14 protein-coding genes are annotated in these 16,679 nt (G+C 60.7%); 13 read left to right on the forward strand and 1 reads right to left on the reverse strand.

The genetic code is table 11. From position 1 onward, the window contains the following. Positions 1–36: 36 nt before the first annotated feature. The 13 genes from cpaB (at position 37) to ACEW7X_RS07590 (ending at position 16,097) form a co-directional block, all read left to right on the forward strand. Positions 37–1,074 (forward strand): Flp pilus assembly protein CpaB, encoded by a 1,038-nt coding sequence (gene cpaB, locus ACEW7X_RS07530; protein ID WP_420177830.1) that lies wholly within the window; start codon positions 37–39, stop codon positions 1,072–1,074. A 52-nt stretch (positions 1,075–1,126) separates the two neighbouring features. Further along, the gene (locus tag ACEW7X_RS07535; RefSeq protein WP_415358754.1) at positions 1,127–2,566 is read left to right on the forward strand and encodes a type II and III secretion system protein family protein; all 1,440 of its coding nucleotides are present in this window, start codon (positions 1,127–1,129) and stop codon (positions 2,564–2,566) included. 10 nt (positions 2,567–2,576) lie between these two features. Continuing rightward, entirely contained in the window at positions 2,577–3,941 is a 1,365-nt protein-coding gene (locus ACEW7X_RS07540) for a pilus assembly protein CpaE (RefSeq protein WP_420177831.1), read from the forward strand. A 50-nt stretch (positions 3,942–3,991) separates the two neighbouring features. Further along, complete coding sequence (locus tag ACEW7X_RS07545; protein ID WP_372726461.1) at positions 3,992–5,302, forward strand: CpaF family protein; 1,311 nt, start codon at positions 3,992–3,994, stop codon at positions 5,300–5,302. Further along, positions 5,302–6,231: a type II secretion system F family protein gene (locus ACEW7X_RS07550; RefSeq protein WP_068368089.1), complete on the forward strand. Its 930-nt coding sequence runs from the start codon at positions 5,302–5,304 to the stop codon at positions 6,229–6,231. The genes ACEW7X_RS07545 and ACEW7X_RS07550 overlap by 1 nt, the downstream gene beginning before the upstream one ends. Positions 6,232–6,248: 17 nt before the next feature. Then, positions 6,249–7,241 (forward strand): type II secretion system F family protein, encoded by a 993-nt coding sequence (locus ACEW7X_RS07555; RefSeq protein WP_068369236.1) that lies wholly within the window; start codon positions 6,249–6,251, stop codon positions 7,239–7,241. Continuing rightward, positions 7,238–8,302: a tetratricopeptide repeat protein gene (locus tag ACEW7X_RS07560; RefSeq protein ID WP_420177832.1), complete on the forward strand. Its 1,065-nt coding sequence runs from the start codon at positions 7,238–7,240 to the stop codon at positions 8,300–8,302. Before ACEW7X_RS07555 ends, ACEW7X_RS07560 begins: the two co-directional genes overlap by 4 nt. 105 nt (positions 8,303–8,407) lie before the next feature. After that, a complete protein-coding gene (locus ACEW7X_RS07565) occupies positions 8,408–8,926 on the forward strand; it encodes a DUF3613 domain-containing protein (RefSeq protein ID WP_127773829.1) in 519 nt (172 codons plus the stop codon). A gap of 171 nt (positions 8,927–9,097) precedes the next feature. Beyond that, positions 9,098–11,305, forward strand: coding sequence for a pilus assembly protein TadG-related protein (locus ACEW7X_RS07570; protein ID WP_420177833.1), 2,208 nt, complete (start codon positions 9,098–9,100; stop codon positions 11,303–11,305). Positions 11,306–11,433: 128 nt separating this feature from the next. Next, complete coding sequence (locus ACEW7X_RS07575) at positions 11,434–12,861, forward strand: sigma-54 interaction domain-containing protein (protein ID WP_420177834.1); 1,428 nt, start codon at positions 11,434–11,436, stop codon at positions 12,859–12,861. A 113-nt stretch (positions 12,862–12,974) separates the two neighbouring features. Next, the gene (locus ACEW7X_RS07580) at positions 12,975–13,715 is read left to right on the forward strand and encodes a DUF2968 domain-containing protein (protein WP_130486973.1); all 741 of its coding nucleotides are present in this window, start codon (positions 12,975–12,977) and stop codon (positions 13,713–13,715) included. Between the two features lie 469 nt (positions 13,716–14,184). After that, on the forward strand, positions 14,185–14,535 hold the full coding sequence (locus tag ACEW7X_RS07585; RefSeq protein WP_420177835.1) for a hypothetical protein: 351 nt from the start codon (positions 14,185–14,187) through the stop codon (positions 14,533–14,535). 98 nt (positions 14,536–14,633) lie between these two features. Further along, a complete protein-coding gene (locus tag ACEW7X_RS07590) occupies positions 14,634–16,097 on the forward strand; it encodes a hypothetical protein (RefSeq protein WP_420177836.1) in 1,464 nt (487 codons plus the stop codon). Positions 16,098–16,296: 199 nt separating this feature from the next. On the opposite strand, the gene rpsT is transcribed toward ACEW7X_RS07590, so the two are convergent. Next, positions 16,297–16,560 (reverse strand): 30S ribosomal protein S20, encoded by a 264-nt coding sequence (gene rpsT, locus ACEW7X_RS07595; RefSeq protein ID WP_068368072.1) that lies wholly within the window; start codon positions 16,558–16,560, stop codon positions 16,297–16,299. Between the last annotated feature and the right edge of the window lie 119 nt (positions 16,561–16,679).

A 16,679-nucleotide genomic window follows, 5' to 3' on the forward strand; every position in this document is an offset into this window, starting at 1 on the left:
ATTCATACAAAACCATCGCTCAGGAGCGTTATTCCCATGAGTAACCTAAGCAAGATTGCGGCAGTCGTGCTGATTGCGCTGGCCGTAATATTGGGCATCTTTGCCTTCAAGCTGTCGCGTGAAAGCGCACCGGCGCAACCTGTCAGCGCCCCGTTGGCGGCAGCGCCTGCGGAACAGGCGCCGCCGCCGCCGCAGTATCCGGTGGTCGTGGCGCAGCGTCCGCTGGTCGCGGGCCAGCCCTTGCGTCTGGAAGACCTGGTGGTCGAACAGTGGCAGGCACAACCGGCAGCGTCCTTCGACACGCCGGACGCCGTCCTGGGCGAACTGCTGCGTTTCGATATCGCCCCGGGCGAGCCTGTCACCAGCCAGGCGCTGATGCGTGGACTGGCGCGTTACCTCAAGGAAGGTGAACGTGCGGTGACCTTGCCGGTCGACGAGCAATCCGGCCCAGCCGCACATATCGTGCCCGGCGATCTGGTCGATATTTTCCTGACTTTCAACAAGAGCGGTGAAATCGGTGGCACGCAGTCGCGTCTGCTGCAATCGCGTCAGCGCGTCCTGGCCTATGGCATTGATTCTGTCGACGGTCCGCCGCAGCGCGAACCCCTGCCGGATGAAAAGGAAGGCGGCAAGGGCCAGCGTGGCAAGCCGGCGCCCAGCAGCCGCCCGCCGCGTAACAGCGTGGAAAATGCTGCGCCGCGCACGGCGGTGCTGGCTGTGCCGGTGGACCAGGTCAATGAGCTGCTGCTGGCAAGCCGCAATGGCAAATTGCAGCTGGTTCTGCGTTCTCCCGAGGACGAGGCGCGTCCGGACCCAGCCTTGTTCCCCGAGCGCCAGTTGCTGCTGGCAGGCCGCCCCGACCTGAAACCGGAAGAAAAGGAATTGCTCAAGCAGGGTGCCAACCGTGCTTATGCGGGTGAAAGTCTGTTGCAACTGTCCGGCCCGGAACCCGAGAAGATCGAAAAGCCGGAAGAGAAAAAGAAACAGCAGGTGCGCGCGGCACGCGCTGCGCAGGCGCCGGTGCGCAGCATCGAAGTCGTGCGCGGCAGCCAGCGGGAACAGGTGCGTTATTGAGGCAGGGCCTAACCCAGCTCATGAATCCTTCAGATACAGGCGGAAAACAGAGATGAATTCATTGGAAATGGCCACCGGGCTGCGCATGCCTCAGGCGCGCAATATGGTTGCTGGTCCCCTAAACACGGCGTTGAGTGCTGCATGGGGCGGCGGATGGCGGCTGATTGCCGCAGCGTCCCTGCTGGCCTTGTCTTGCGCGGGGACAGCCCAGGCGCAAGCCCAGCAGGCGCAGCGTCCGGTGGCGGTCGCCGCCCAGGGCCAGGAAATCGTGATGGCCGAACGCTCCCAGCTGATGTTGCCGGTGGCTGGCGTGCCGGTGCGCGTGCTGATTGACGACCCGTCGGTGGCGGATGTGCAGATCCTGTCGGCCAACAAGCGTGCCGACGTTTTCGTGCAGGGCCTGCAACCGGGCCGCACGACGGTTCAGGTCTGGTCTCGTGGCCAACAGCAGCCGCAACGCTGGCCTGTGCGCGTGGTCAGTGACGTGCATGCGAGCCTGCTGACCCGGCAACAACCGGTGCAGGCGCAGGTCGATGTTTCCGGCGGCAGCGCCGTCGTCAGCGGCCACTCCGATACCTTGGTGACGCATCACAATGCCGCCGCAGTGGCGGCTGCGGGCGCGGCGCCGGATCGCATTGTCGATACTTCCACGGTCGGCCCGAATCAGGTGGTGCAGGTCGAAGTCAAGGTGGTCGAAGTCAACACCAGCGTGCTCAAGGAAGTGGGCATCAACTGGCGTGGCGGGCGCATCGGTGCAGTCAAGGGCAAAGAGCCAACAAGCTGGCAAGGCGGTAACAAGGCAGGTAAGGCCGATGTTATTGGTGATGGTTTTTCTCTTCTCTACAGTGCAACAAACTTCGGCGCCTCGTTGGACCTGCTGCAACAAAATGGCATGGCGCGCATTCTGGCCGAACCCACCTTGGTGGCTTTGTCGGGTCACAGCGCCAGCTTTCTGGCGGGCGGTGAAATTCCTGTGCCCGCATCGGGCTCCCTGGGCACCCAGAATGTCGAATTCAAATCCTACGGGATAGGTTTGAGTGTTGCACCGACGGTGCTGTCTGCCGACCGCATCGCGCTGAAAATCGCGCCGGAAGCGAGCGAGCTGGATCCCACCAACAGCATTGTCGTGGGGGATTCCGTGATCCCGGCCATCCGCACGCGCCGTGCCGACACCATGGTGGAACTGGCTGACGGCGAAAGTTTCGTGATCAGCGGCCTGGTGTCGCGCGAGACCACAGCCAATGTCGATAAATTCCCATTCCTGGGTGATCTGCCCATCATCGGCACCTTCTTCCGCAACATGAAGTACGAGCAGAAAGAACGCGAACTGGTCATCGTGGTGACCCCGCGCCTGGTGCGCCCGATTGCCAGGGGCGTGGCGCTGCCGCTGCCGGGCGAGTCCCAGGAGCAGGGCGACAAAGCCATCAATGGCTGGTCCTATTTCCTGCTGGGCCCCGCGACCGGCCAGGGTTTGCCGGGTTTCTCGCGCTAACGGAATGAACATGATCGGGGTTGCTGAACGGGATCATTCTGCCGACGCGTTGCCTGCCTTGCTGCTTTGCTCGGCAGATGTCGGCCTGGCGCACGAGCTGGAAATGCTGCTGGCCGGCCTGGGCACCGTGCATCAGGTCGCACCTGAGGCGGCCGCGCTGGAAGCGGCTTTGCAAGCGGTGCCGCCGCAGCTGCTGTTTCTGGATTTCCTGGCGGCGCAGCAGGAGGGCGCGGCGGCAGCGTTGGCGCAGTTGGCCGGCAGCCGCTGGCCAGGGGTACCGCGTGTGGCGTTGGGCAGTGTTGACGCGCCCGGCAGTGCCATTGCCGCCTTGCGCGCCGGTGTCAGTGATTTCGTTGATCCCGGCAATGCCGTCGAGTTGCGGCAGGTGACCGAGCGCCTGCTCAAGCAGGTCAGCTTTCAGCGCCAGGAGACGGCGCTCATGCCCCGCAGCGGCCGTTTGCTGCTGGTCTTGGGCAGCCGGCCTGGCGTGGGGAGTTCCACGGTGGCGGTGCATTGGGCGGGCCTGTTGCAGCAAAAGCTGTGGCGCGAGGCCTGTGCAGCCAAAGGGACGGGGAAAGCCGGTGCGATTACCCAGGACCAGGTCCTGGCCTTGCCGACCGCACAACGCGTGGCCTTGCTCGATATGGGCTGGCCCTTGAATGATGCATTGCTGTATGCCGGCCAGCACAGCAGCTTTGATTTTGCCGAGGCGGCCAGCAACCTGCGCCGTCTGGATCGCACCTTGCTGGATTCGGCGCTGGCGCTGGACAGGCGCGGTGTTGCCTTGTTGCCGCTGCCGCGCAAGCCGGAACGCATGGCCCATGTATCGGCGGAAGAGTCCCTGGCGCTGGTCCGGCGCCTGATGGAGCTGTTCGGTTGCCTGGTGGTGGACGCCGGGGGTCTGGGTAATCTGGATTTCCTGGCCGAGCTGATACACCTGGCGGATGAGGTCTGCATCATGGCTGATCAGGGCGTCAGTGCGCTGGTTGCCCTGCATGATCTCCTGGCCGATCTGGAACAGCGCAATGTCCCTGTGACTGAGAGGATGAGTTTGCTGCTGAATCGCTATGGCGAGCGTAATGGCTTGGAAGCGGAGCACATTGCCAAACGCTTCCGCTTGCGCCTGAGCGGCGTTTTGCCGGAACGCACGGCGCCGTTGATGCTGGCGCAGGGGCAAGGCCTGTTGCTGGACGAGACGGATGCCAGGGACCCGTGGATGCAGGCGTTCCGCAAGGCGTTGTTGCCGCAGGACGAGGTGGCCCAACGGGACGGAACAGGAATTTGGCAGCGTTTGTCCGGCTGGAAAGCCGGCATGCGCGGCAAGGATACGGCCCGGCCCAAAGGGACGGGAAACATGGGTAGAGCAGAGTCATGATGACAATGAAGAATGCGCTGTTCGATCCGGCGAGCACGAATGTATCGGCGATGCCGCGCTTGCAGGATCTGAAGAATGGTGCCTATGAGCATCTGTTGGGTCGGATTGAGGAACTGGGCGCCGAATTCGGACGCTGGTCGCGGGAGGCCATACAGGAGTTCGTCAATCTGGAATTGGCCAGTTACGCGCGGCTCAAGCGCCTGCCGGTCAACGAGGGTGAGTTGCGCCAGATGGTCGAGGCGCTGACCAAGGAATTGGCGGGTCTCGGGCCCTTGGAAGATCTGCTGGCAGATCCGGCCGTGGAAGATATCCTGATCAACGGGTACGACAATGTGTTCGTATCCCGTGGCGGCCGCCTGGAACGCGAGCCCATGACGTTTACCGATGATGCGCACGTGCTGCGCATCGTCCGGCGCATCCTGGCGCCGCTGGGGCGGCGTCTGGATGAATCCAGCCCGATGGTGGATGCGCGCCTGCCCGACGGCGGGCGGCTCAATGTCGTCATCGAGCCGCTGGCCGTGGACGGCCCCATGGTTTCCATCCGCAAATTCCGCAAGGACCCGTTGCGTCCGTCCGACTTGCAGGCGCTGGGGACTTTCGACGAGGCCATTCATAACCTGCTGCAGGCCGCCGTGCACCAGCGCTGCAATATCCTGATCTCCGGCGGGACAAGTTCCGGCAAGACCTCCTTGCTGAATGCGCTGGCATTCTTCATCCCGCCGCAGGAACGGGTCATCACGGTGGAAGATACTGCCGAGCTGTCGCTCAACCACCCCCATGTCGGCCGGCTGGAGGCCCGTCAGGGCGGTTTTGACGGCAAGGGCGAAGTCAGCATCCGCGACCTGATCCGCAACAGCTTGCGGATGCGGCCAGACCGCGTGGTGGTGGGGGAGGTGCGTGGCGCCGAAGTCATAGACATGTTGCAGGCGATGAATACCGGTCACGAAGGTTCCATGGCCACGATTCACGCAAACTCCCCGCGTGAATGCCTGTACCGGATCGAAATGCTGGCTGGTTTCGCGGGCTTCCAGGGCAGTGAGGACAGCTTGCGCCGCCAGATCGCCGGTGCGCTCGATTTCATTATCCAGATTGGCCGGCTGCCCAGCGGCAAGCGGCGTGTGCTGTCGATTACGGAAGTTACCGGCATGGGCGACAACGTGATTGCCACCCAGGAACTGTACCGCCACGAAACGGTATTGGGGCCGGACGGCTCGGAACTGGACCGCTGGGTGGGCCTGGGTATTCATCCGCATACCCCGAAACTGTCGGGCTATCGCGAAGAACAGCGGCAACGCCAGCAGGCCAGCCTGCCTGCCGCCGATACGCCGCCGAGCGGCGGGTTCTGGGGCAGGAGGCGCTGATGCTGGTTCAAGGATTGATTATCGGAGGCTTGGCTCTCCTGCTGCTGGCTGCCGCACTGTGGCTCTGGCAGCGTGGCACGCGGAACCAGGCGCAGGCCCAGTTGTCCTCGCACGTAGAGCAGGCCTTGCGCCAGCGCCAGGCAGGCAGCCTGGCTGACGGGCCCGTGGGCGCGGCAGTGGCGCGTCAATGGCGTGGTGACGGCGACCTCAGCAGTGTGTTGCTGCGGGCCGGCATCAACGGCGGCCCGGGGTTTGTCCTGCTCGCAATCGGCCTGCCGCTGCTACTGGCGCTGCTGGCGTGGCTGCTGATCGGTGCAGTTGCCGCAGTCGGCATCCTGATCCTGTCTGGCGTGCTGCTCAGCTTTTCCATCTGGTGGCGCATAGAAAAACGGCGCAAACGCATGGTGGCGCAATTGCCGGGCTTCCTGGAAGGCATGGTCAGGCTGATCACTATCGGCAACAGCATGGGGGCAGCGTTCCAGTCGTCGGCGGCCAATGTCGAGATGCCTTTGCGCGAAGCCCTGGATCGTGTGGCTGCCTTGTCGCGCTCGGGCAAGGACCTGGACGAAGCCATGCGCCAGGTGGCGCGCCAGTTCGACCTGCACGAGTTCTACCTGGCCGCCTCGGTGGTCGGGGTGGCCTTGCGCTTCGGGGGCCGCAGCGACCAGGTGCTCGAACGCCTGGCCGCTTTCATGCGGGATCTGGAGCAGGCGCGCATGGAAATGACGGCCATGTCGGCGGAGCTGCGCCTGTCGGCGTGGATTCTCGGGCTGCTGCCGATTGCCCTGGCTAGCTTCATTCTGTTCATGAACAACGACCTGTTCATGAATATGTGGGAAGACCCGCTGGGCTTCAAGATGCTGATAGGCGCCGCAATCATGCAGACGGTGGGCGTGTTCTGGCTATATCGCCTGGCGAAATCGGTCTGATGGAGTAAGCAAAAGTGCTGGAAAAAATTCAAGCCGTTAATCCCAATCTGCTGCTGGCCATTGCTGTCTTGCTGGTGGCGCTGGCCCTGCTGACGCTGGGCCTGGGGCTGGCCGGGCGTGCCCTGCGCGCCCGCAAGCGAGCCCAGGAAGTCGAACGCGTCATGGCCCTGCATGCCGGGCAGGTCTCCGATGGTGCGCGCCCCCAACTGGAAGAACGCCTGCAGCATGTCGTGCAGGAGGCCGCTGCACTGGGCGAGCGCTGGGAACAGGGCAAATTTGGCGATTCCTTGCTGGCCGCCGAAGACAAGGCCTTGATCGACCTCTGCGGCTTTGCCAATCCGGGCCGTGCCAGGGCCTTGTTCGTCTTCGGGCGGACCTTGCTGGCCCTGGCGCTGCCTTTGCTGGGCTGGCTGTTCATTGGCACGCCTGCCGTGCTGGGCAACCCGTTGCTGGGCGGCGTGCTGATTGTGTTTTTCGGTTTTGGCCTGGGCTGGATGCTGCCCAAATGGTGGTTGTCGGGCCGGGCGCAGGCCCGCAAGCTGGCTGCCGGCGATGAATTATCCCTGTTGGTGGATTTACTGCGCTTGCTGCAGGGCGTCGGCCTGTCCATAGACCAAAGCCTGTATGTGATTGTCAATGATTTCCGTGAGGTCATGCCGGTACTGAGCCATGAATTGCAGCTGGCCACCGAGCAATATGCACACGGACGCACGCGTGAGCAGTCTTTCCAGCGCCTGGCCAAGGGCTTCGGGAACGATGACCTGGCCGCAATCTGCGCGCTGATCGACCAGGTGGACCGTCATGGCGGCGCAGTGCAGGAACCGCTGACCCAGTTTGCCGATCGCCTGCGTGAGAAGCGCCGCCTGGGATTGAAGGAAAAGGTTGGCAAGCTGACAGTGAAGATGACCGGCGTGATGGTGCTGACCTTGCTGCCTGCCTTGTTGATCGTGACGGGTGGAGCAGGGTTCCTGGCAGTACTGCGCGGCCTGTCGCGCATGGGAGGCGCATGATGGCGCGGCGTGAATCCTGGCGTCGGTGGTGTGTGCTGGGCTGCCTGCCCGTGCTGGCCGCCTGCGCGGGCAATGGAGACCAGAGCGCCTGGCGCGTGATGCAGGAGCAGCAAAACCAGCAGGCCCAGCTGCGTGCGCGGGAAGAAGCCGAACTCAATGCACAGGCTGCCAATGAGCCGGGCATGTTGCGGACCCTGGCACAGCAGAATTACAGCCAGCAACGCTATTTTGCCGCGCTGGCCTACGTGGACGACTATCGCCGCCGTTTCGGGAATATCGACGGCCTGGAAGCGATACGCGCCGATGCCTTGATGAAAACGGGGCAACCGGATGCAAGCCGCCAGGAATATGAAGCCATGCTGCGTACCGCCAACCGGGCGCAGGGCTTGCATGGCCTGGGTTTGCTGGCGGGAGAGGCGGGTGACTATGTCCTGGCGGAACGGCATTTCCGCGAAGCTGCGGCCCTGGCGCCGACACAGCCCGAAATCCTCAATGACCTGGCCTATGCGCGCATCAACCTGGGCGATTATGCCGGGGCCCGTATTCCGCTGGGGCAGGCGCTGGAACTGGGCCGCGAGGAATCCACGGTGTTGGCCAACATGGCTTTGCTGCTGATGCTCGAAGGCCGCATGGCCGACGCGCGGCAACTGATGAACGGGGCAGGCTTGTCCGAAGAAAGCCAGGCAGGCATTGCGGTGCAGGCCGCCAGGATACGGGCGCAAGGGGTGCAAGGTGCGGCCTGGCAGTCAGCGGCATCTTCCGATGTGGTGCAGGCAACCGCAGTGCCGGCTACCGCAGCGGTGGCCGGGGCCGCTGGCGCGCCAGTGGTGACACGCGCCGCGGCAGCACCCGGAAGCGTTGCGGTCGTGTCCGGCGCCCAGGCGCCGGCAGCCGAAGCAGCGGAAGCTGGTGCGGCATTGGACAGCGGCCGCGTGGCCATTGTGCCCTTGAGCGCTGCAGGCAGTGATGGCAGCCGCAGGGCAGCGCAAGCGCCTCAAGCTGCGGGACGGGATGAAATGGATGCGGGCTTGCTGCGCCGCGTGCTGGAACGTTTTAGATGAGATCCGCCGGACACCCGGCAGATCGGCGTGGCAGCTGTCCGTACGGCCGCTACGTCAACTGATTGACGCATTTGCAGGATTGACTGGATTCACTGGAGGCAACTCATGAAACAACCTTATCGCTATTTGCTGTTGGCGGCTTGCTTGGCCGCTACGGCAGCGCAGGCGCAGAATCGTCCGTTGACCGGCGAGATGGCGCATACCCCGGCAGCACTCGGCCAACGTGGCCTGGTGGTTGTGCCGGCGCAGCCCAGCACGGTGACCGTGCAGGCAGTCGACGATGGCAGCGCGTCCGATGTCGCTGGCGCGCGCGCCAGCATGGAGGCCATACACCGTGGCGGCGAAACAACGCAGCCTGCCGTGGTGCAAGCGCCTGCCGCGCCACGCAACGCTGTCCAGGTCGCGCCTGTCGTGCATCCCCAGGTGGTCAGCACCGGCCAGGTGACACGCAGTTTGCTGGCCGCCCAGGCGTCGGGAACCCTGAACGGGCGCAACGTTGCGGGCCAGGCATTGCCTGCCCTGGGCGCCACTGCCGGATTGACCTGGCAGCGCTATGTGGACAGTTTCACTCACCCGATTCCGGAATGGTTTGAGGAAAAGGTCGAAGACAACAGTAGCAACTAATGTTTTCGGACGATTGATTTCCTCCGTAGCGTGCAATCTGGAGTGGTTTGCCTGCTGCGGGGGAAGTGCGGTGTTTTTGGGGATTGTTTCATGTGGATGCAGAGAGGCCGGCTGCCGGGGCGCCAGCGCGGTTCAATTATTTTGCCAGCGGCGGCAGCATTGATCGTATGCATGATCCTGTTGGCGTCGGCCAATCTGGGCTATCTGTTCTATGCGAAACGGGAAATTCAGAACGCGGCCGATTTGGCGGCCTTGAGCGGGGTTCAGTACATCCATGCCGATAGCTCGCCGGCGGCCAGCTGCGATTATGCAAAGCAGGAGGCTTTGCTGTCACTGCAGGATTATCTGGGCGGCAGCAAGATTGTGAAACTGGATGCGGCGGATATTACGCTGCAGTGCGGTACCTGGAGCCGGGCCTATCCCGCGCCGGAATATTTCGACCCCAATCCGGTGGAGGGGAATTTCAACGCACTGAAGGTCATCATTGACCGGGGCGTTGCGCCCATGATGCCGTTTGCGGATAAGCAGGATGTTCATGCGTCGGCGATTGCGAAATCGGCAGTGCCGGTGGCGGCATTCCAGGTAGGGGCGGAATTGCTGCGCTTTGAAAACAATTCCGTGCTGGGGCTGGTATTGAAAGCGGTAGGCCTGGATATCCGCACGCTGAAAGTGCTGGATTCCGATGGCCTGGCAACGGCGAAAATAACGCCGGCAGGATTGCTGGACTTGCTGGGTGTCGACCTGGGGATAGACCACCTGGGCGTGCTGACGCCGGGAGGGCTGGCCAATATCGAAGACATCAGCTTGCTGCGCTTGCTGGATGTGTCCCTGTCGCTGATCACGGATTCGACGCTGTATGCGCAGCTGGATGCCTTGAGGCATGAGCTCCTGCGGGTGGGGATAGGAGCGATCAAGATTCCCCTGCTGGGGACCAAGGACCAGCCGGGTCTGCTGGCGTTGCTGCAGCTGGGGCGCCAGGACGAATTCGACGCGGCGCTGGACCTAGAGCTTGGCCTGGGAGATTTGCTGGGGGCCGCCGTGGCGCTTGGGGTCAACGGCCATGCGGCGGACATCAATCTGCCGTCAGTGCTGGGCGCAGTCAAGGCCAAGGTAACCGTGGTCGAACCGCCCACCATCGCCATCGGCCCGGTGGGCACCCAGGGCTATAGCTCGCAGATCCGCGTCTCCCTGGATGTGGATACGCGCAATCTGCTGGGCGGGCTCTTGAATGTCCTGGTGGAGAACATCCTGGGCATCCGGGTGCACCTGCCCATCGCGGTGGATGTTGCCGATGCCGTCGGTACTTTGGAAGCCTTGAACTGCGGTGTACCGCGCACCATGGATCTTTCGGTGCGAGCCAATGTTGCCAACGTCTGCGTGGGCCGCATGGCTGAGGACAATATCATGTCGCATACTGCCCGTTGCGATGTCTATCTGGGCGAAGAGCAATTACTCAAATTACTGCATATTCCTATTCTGTCTGGCAAGATGCATTTGCCTGCACTGGAATATGAAGACCATGTTTCCGGTCTGGGCATGGAAGTCGGAGAAATGCGGACGACGGAACCCAATCCCCTGGCTTTGGGAAATACCGTGGATCGTCTCGTGACTGAATTGCTGAATCTATTGGGTGGGTTGTTCCGTGAACCGGACCCATCGCCCTGGTTGGATGCTGATTACGATTCCGATGCCACCCGCAAGCACATGATTCAGCAATTGGTGCAGAGCTATCTTGATGTGCCGGAATTGGATAGTCAACTCAGGGTAACGAAAGGCGGGGCCTATCGTGTTTCCGGAATTACTGATCTGGTTTTGAATGGCGCAACGTTCCAGCGGGATGGCGAAACCATCAGGCTGGATCCGTTGTTGGATTCCAATTTTGAATTTGATAATGCCATTGCCAAGACTTGCGTGCTGTTTGCCTGCCCATCAAGGACATGGAATCGTGGCAGTTTTTCCGACGCATTTCATTCCTACACCAGCGTACCTAGCGATTTGCTGGGCGCCTTGGGGATTTCCACTTTTGATAATGGCTATCGCAGTTGCGCCGGCTTGCTGAGTTCCATTCTTAATTGGAATGGCTGTGTTCAACATAATCTGACAAAACTATTGCAGGATCATCCTTCACATGTCGGAATGGATGATGCCACCATGCAGGATATGGTGAATCAGGTTAAAGATCCCTATGCCAATGAAGTCGCTTGTCGCGGCGTATTGTGCATGCTCCTGAAACCGGTGCTGAATGTATTGAAGCCCATACTCAATGGTGTGGGGGGATTGCTGAGCGGGGTACTGGATCGCGGATTAGGCTTGCAACTGGGCCGGACAGAAATCAAGGCGCTGGATATACAATGCGAGCCAGCCAGGTTGGTTTATTAAATTCATAGTTGCTTTATTTGTCATTACTTAATTTGGGCGAATTTTTGCACTGAAAGAGAAACGACGTATGAAACCTTCACATGCATGCTCTTTTCTGATAGGGTGCTTCGTCCCTTTGGAGTCTCCTGATGGAAAATAGTGCGGAGATTCCGGAATTCGAGCTTTATGTCTGGGAGGGCAGCGCTGATATCGTTGCCCGCATAGAGCGAGTGTTTGCGGATTTGCCAGCCACTATCATTCCGGCCGAGCAGCCCGGCGTCAATCTGGCGCGGGACGAGTTGTGTCCCGCTGTCGCGCTGGTGTCTGTCTCGGTGATGGCCAATCATCGTTTTCAAGCCCTCGAATGGTTGAGTGCCCAGGCCATTCCCGTCATATGGGTCGCGGCGACCACATCCTACCGTTCCCAGCACCAGCAGTTTTTCCCGCCTGAGCATTCCCACACCTTGCCGGCTGAATTCAGCCATGCAGAGGTGCGCAACATGGTGTTGAAGCTGGTCAGCGCCATTCAGCCGGTGGCGGCTCCGCCCAGTGTCACGCCACGTGAGGAAATCATTGCTGTTTCGCTGGAAATGCGCGAATTGCTGGGCGAGGCACGCATGGTCGCAGGTTGTCATTCCAATGTGCTGATCTACGGCGAAACAGGTGTAGGCAAGGAGCGGGTGGCACGATACGTGCACGAGCACTCGGAACGCCAGGATGGACCGTTCGTGGCGGTCAACTGCGGTGCAATTCCCGAAACCCTGTTCGAAGCTGAATTCTTCGGTCATGTCAAAGGGGCATTTACCGGTGCCATGGCGACCCGCAAAGGCTATTTCGAACAGGCCAGCGGGGGAACCCTGTTCCTTGATGAAATCGGAGAGTTGCCGCTGCAGCAGCAGGTCAAGCTGCTCCGGGTATTGGAATCACGCCGTGCCATGCGGGTTGGTTCTTCTCAGGAAATCGAACTGGATTTCCGGCTGGTGGCCGCAACCAACCGGGACCTGGTGGAGCAAGTGCGCCTGGGCGCTTTTCGGGCCGATCTTTATTACCGGCTCGCTGTCATTGAGCTTTACATTCCTTCGCTGGATGAGCGTGGACCGGCAGAAAAAATCGCCTTGTTCCGCGCCTTGATGGCACGCTACCTGCATGCTGTCGGAATAGATGACCCCATTCCGCCAGACTGGATGCTGGACCGCGTGGCTGCCATGTGCTTTCCAGGGAATGTGCGTGAAATGCTGAACTTGGTGGAGCGGCTGGGGCTGTTGCGCCTGGTCCTGGGGAACTGGAACCCCGGACGTTCGGAGCAGGTCTTCAGCCGCATGCGCAGCCTGAGTTTCCTGCACGTGCCGGTGGCGCCGGCGGACGAGGCCGTGATCAGCCAGACGCTCAGCGAAGCTGACCGGGCAGAGCGGATGAGGATTATCGCGGCTTTGGAAAAACATGCCTGGCGGCGTCAGGAGACAGCCGCGGCCTTGGGCATCAGCCGCAAAGCGCTGTGGGAAAAAATGCGCAAGCTGCAGATCCAGGCTGGCAGTGACGGCAGCGTTGCCTTGGGCGGTATTTATTCCTCGGCATAATCAGCCAGGCTCGCGTATCATGCCAGGCTTCTGTAATGGTCTTTGGGTCTTTATGAGATTGCGAAAGGCTGGCGGTAAAAAATCAGAATGAATCAGGTAAAAGGTTGAACAGTATGTTGACTCGAAAGGATTTTCAACCCACGCGCATCGTGCTGTACGGCTTGGCGCTGGCAAGCCTGGCGGCTTGTGCCAGCACGCAGCCGGATACCGGCAGCGCTGCCATGTCCCGGCCCGTGGTGACCCAGGCGACTGTCCAGGCCGCGCCGGCGCCGGCAGCCGCCAGTGCGGAAGTTCGTCCGCCTGCGGAACTGGCGCCGCCTTCGCTGGTGGCCCAGAGCTCGGCCGTGGAGCTGGAGCAGTTGATCCAGGACCGCAAGGTCAGCGAGTTGAGAACAACCTATAACGGCAGTTACGGTGCCAGCCTGCTGTTCAAGGCGGACGAGCTGCTGTATTACGTGGCGTTGTTCCAGCAAAAAGACTTCTGGCGCGTTTTCCGGACCAAGGATGAACGATTGGCCGAGGAGACTTACCGCGGCTTCAGCCAGCAAACCTATGAGTTGGCCGAGGCGGATGTCCGTCGCATCAAGTTGCAGGCCGAGCACGCGCACCTGGAGAAGGAGCTGATGCAGCGCGCCAACCGCCTGAATGCGCTGCAGACCGACCTGGCACTGCAACGCCAGCAGGAAGACCGCGTGGCTGCCCGGCAGCAACAGGCGCAGCAGGATGCGGCGCAGCTGGCAGCCCAGCAAGAGGACGCGCAGAAGCAGTTGCGCAGCCTGCAACGGCAGATCGAGCGCCTCGAAGCCGAGCAAGGCAAGGCAATTCAAGGTGCCGGTGCTGCCGTGCGGCGCTGATCACATACGTATAGCGGTAAAACACCCCGGCCAGAGCAAAGCCATTTGCTCTGGCCGGGGTGTTTTTATTGCGTCATCGACAAGGCTGCATCCCTGATATCAGTGATTGTCGTGGGTCTGGGAAAGACCTTTAATCATCAAGGCTTACACCTGCTGATCGTGTTTTCCTGATTGGCCAGGTTTCTTCCAGACACTCTTCCCAAGGCCGATGATGCGTCCAATCAACACTCCGCCGTCCCCGACTGATACCAGCGTGCCATCTGATGAGCGCAGTTCTTTGGAGCCGGGCTCTCCGGCTGTGTTTGCCACGACGTTGCCGGGCCGTCGCGCAGGCGGGCAAGATGATGGTTTTGATGCATTCGGGCCTGATGCAGGCCCTTGGGTCCTGGAAGGGCAGGCCTCATATGCCGATGATGTTGCGGAAGTGCCATGTGGCGACGCTTATGAGTTGGACCTGGATCCGGACCGTGTGGTCGACGCGAAAATCTTCGGGCAGGTCGAACACGACGGCGCTTATCCTGTGTCGGTGGCGGCCTACACCCATGGCGGCCAGTTGATCGGACAGGCCATCAGCGATGCCGATGGCCATTTTGTGATACCGGGGGTGGCGCGATCCGGCATGCGCCTGGTGGCGCAAACCTCAGGGGCGGCGCTGTCCGCGTATGACATCGGGCGGGAGATCCTGGCTGACGAACCATGGCATATCAATGTGCTGACCAGCCTGGTTGACCGTTTGCGGATCGCGACAGCTTGGCGCCATACCCAGGCCGAGCAGCGTATGCAGGATTTTCTGGGTATTGCCCGCCATGATGCCGTATAGATATCCGGGCCATTCCATCCGGGTTTCTCGCTGAAGGCCTTCATGGCTGCACAGCAGCAGACAGGGCTGGATCTGGATGGTTATATATCAATCAGGTGGTGTCGGCAGCCCGGCAGGAACCCCACGCCACTGGCGCACTGAGCTTTGCGCGTGAGGCACAGTCTTTCGAGGAAGCTGGCCGGCCTGACCGTCGGGCGGGACAGGTGCTGGCTGCGGGAGTTGATCCGCAGGAGGCCGCCAAATTCTTTCTGAGCAAGATCCTCAGCTTGCTCGATGGTGCGCTCAGCGATGAGGAAAAAGAGGAACTGTTTGGCGGCTTGCTGGTGAAGCTGGGTATTTTTTCCACGACCTCGCCCATGGAAAAAATGATTGCCCAGCTGGCCGAACAGGTCGCGGTCATTGTTGGCGACGTCAATGCCTTGCTGAAGAAGCTGAACAATGCGGAATTGAACCGGATGGTCAGCCCGGTCAATGACATTATCCGCGCATGCTTCAGTATCAGTAATGACCTGAAAGCCTTGCAGGGATATACCAGCGAGGCTGACTATGCCATTCGCTCTGCAGTGATCCGTGAGCAGATCCAAAGCAAGCTGGGTGATACGCCGTATACCATCACGCAGCTTTTCATTGGCTATCCCGGGCAGTTGGGTGTTGGCAATACCGTGATGGATGCGTTGATGCAGACAATTCAGTGCAGCGAAGTGACGCATTTTTATGGTTGCCCGGCACAAGCGGTTTTCCAGCGTTATATGGCATCGCTGCGGGCATTCCAGGCATATATCCTCACCTTGAAGGTGATGCGCATGCTGTCGCTCAAATACCAGGAACGAGAGCAGATTGACGAAACCTATCTATTGGAGCTTTGCCGCGCCGCCGTGCAGTATGACAAGGTATTCGAACAAATCAGTGTGACTGCACTGCCGCATGACAAGCTTTATATCGACTTGCGTACCGGGTATGGCTGGTGGGCCGACGCCTCATTGGCGAAATACTATGGCACCTGGCGTGATAAGGATGACCTCCAGCATGCTGAATCGAGATTGCCCGAGGCGGTAAGGCAGTTTGGCAGCCGCCCGTGGGAAGTACCGCAGCGTGCTGATATTGAAACTCCCTTCTTCAAGGAGTCGCAGCGGCGGGCGCTTAGCTTCAAGAGCTATATCATCGGTTTTGGCGGGCCTGCAGATGGTTTTTATGATGTGTCCGAAATCGAATCGGCGCCGAAGTTCAATTTCTGGCTGGACGACACGTTCCAGTCTCATACCGTTATCAATCCGGATCAGCGGCGGCCGCCGATAACAGTGCTGTCCTCACAGCGCGCCTATGCGCGGCCCAGCACCAATGAGCGTGATTTCAGGAAGACCAACGGGAGCAACTGCATCATCGGCCAGGGAAGCTGCGGCTGGGAGCAGGATTTTGGCAACTATGGGGGAGCCGGGAACTACTTCTATCCGGTGAACAAGCACGTCGTCAAACCGGAACAGTACTATCCCTGGGTGACATTTGCCGCGGTGCGTGAAAAATATAAAAACTTTGATCACGTCACCATCATGACGGCATCCTGATAGGGCAGGGTCTGGCGGCAGCCTGTGCCTGTTGATGTAGCCAGGTGTGTTGCCTGGTTGCGTTTCAGGTAGCGAAGAACAAAAAAAGCAGGCTGCATGCAGCCTGCTTTTTTGATTCCACGATGATGAAATCAGCCCGAAGGCTGTATCACAGGGCGCTTCAACCAGCAGAGGACGGGAAGCACGCCTGTGTCATCAATCAGGCCATCGCCTTGATGGCGGAGGCCAGGCGGCTCTTGTGGCGAGCGGCCTTGTTCTTGTGGATGATGTTCTTGTCGGCGATGCGGTCGATCGTGCTGGACGCCTTTTGGAAAATCTCAGAAGCAGCAGCCTTGTCGCCAGCAGCGATGGCCGCGCGCACACGCTTGATTGCCGTGCGCAGAGCGGAACGCAGGCTGGAGTTGTGCTTGTTGCGGGCCACCGATTGGCGGGCGCGCTTGCGGGCTTGTGCGGAATTGGCCATGTTGGTTGATTATTTATAGAAAAGAATTCTGGAAAGCCTATTATTCTATCAGCATTCCAGCATTATGCAAGCCCTGGCTCGTTCCAGATCCTGGCGGGCCACGACATGCGGGAATTGCC

The sequence above is a fragment of the Kerstersia gyiorum genome (assembly GCF_048595715.1).
Taxonomy (GTDB): domain Bacteria; phylum Pseudomonadota; class Gammaproteobacteria; order Burkholderiales; family Burkholderiaceae_B; genus Kerstersia; species Kerstersia gyiorum.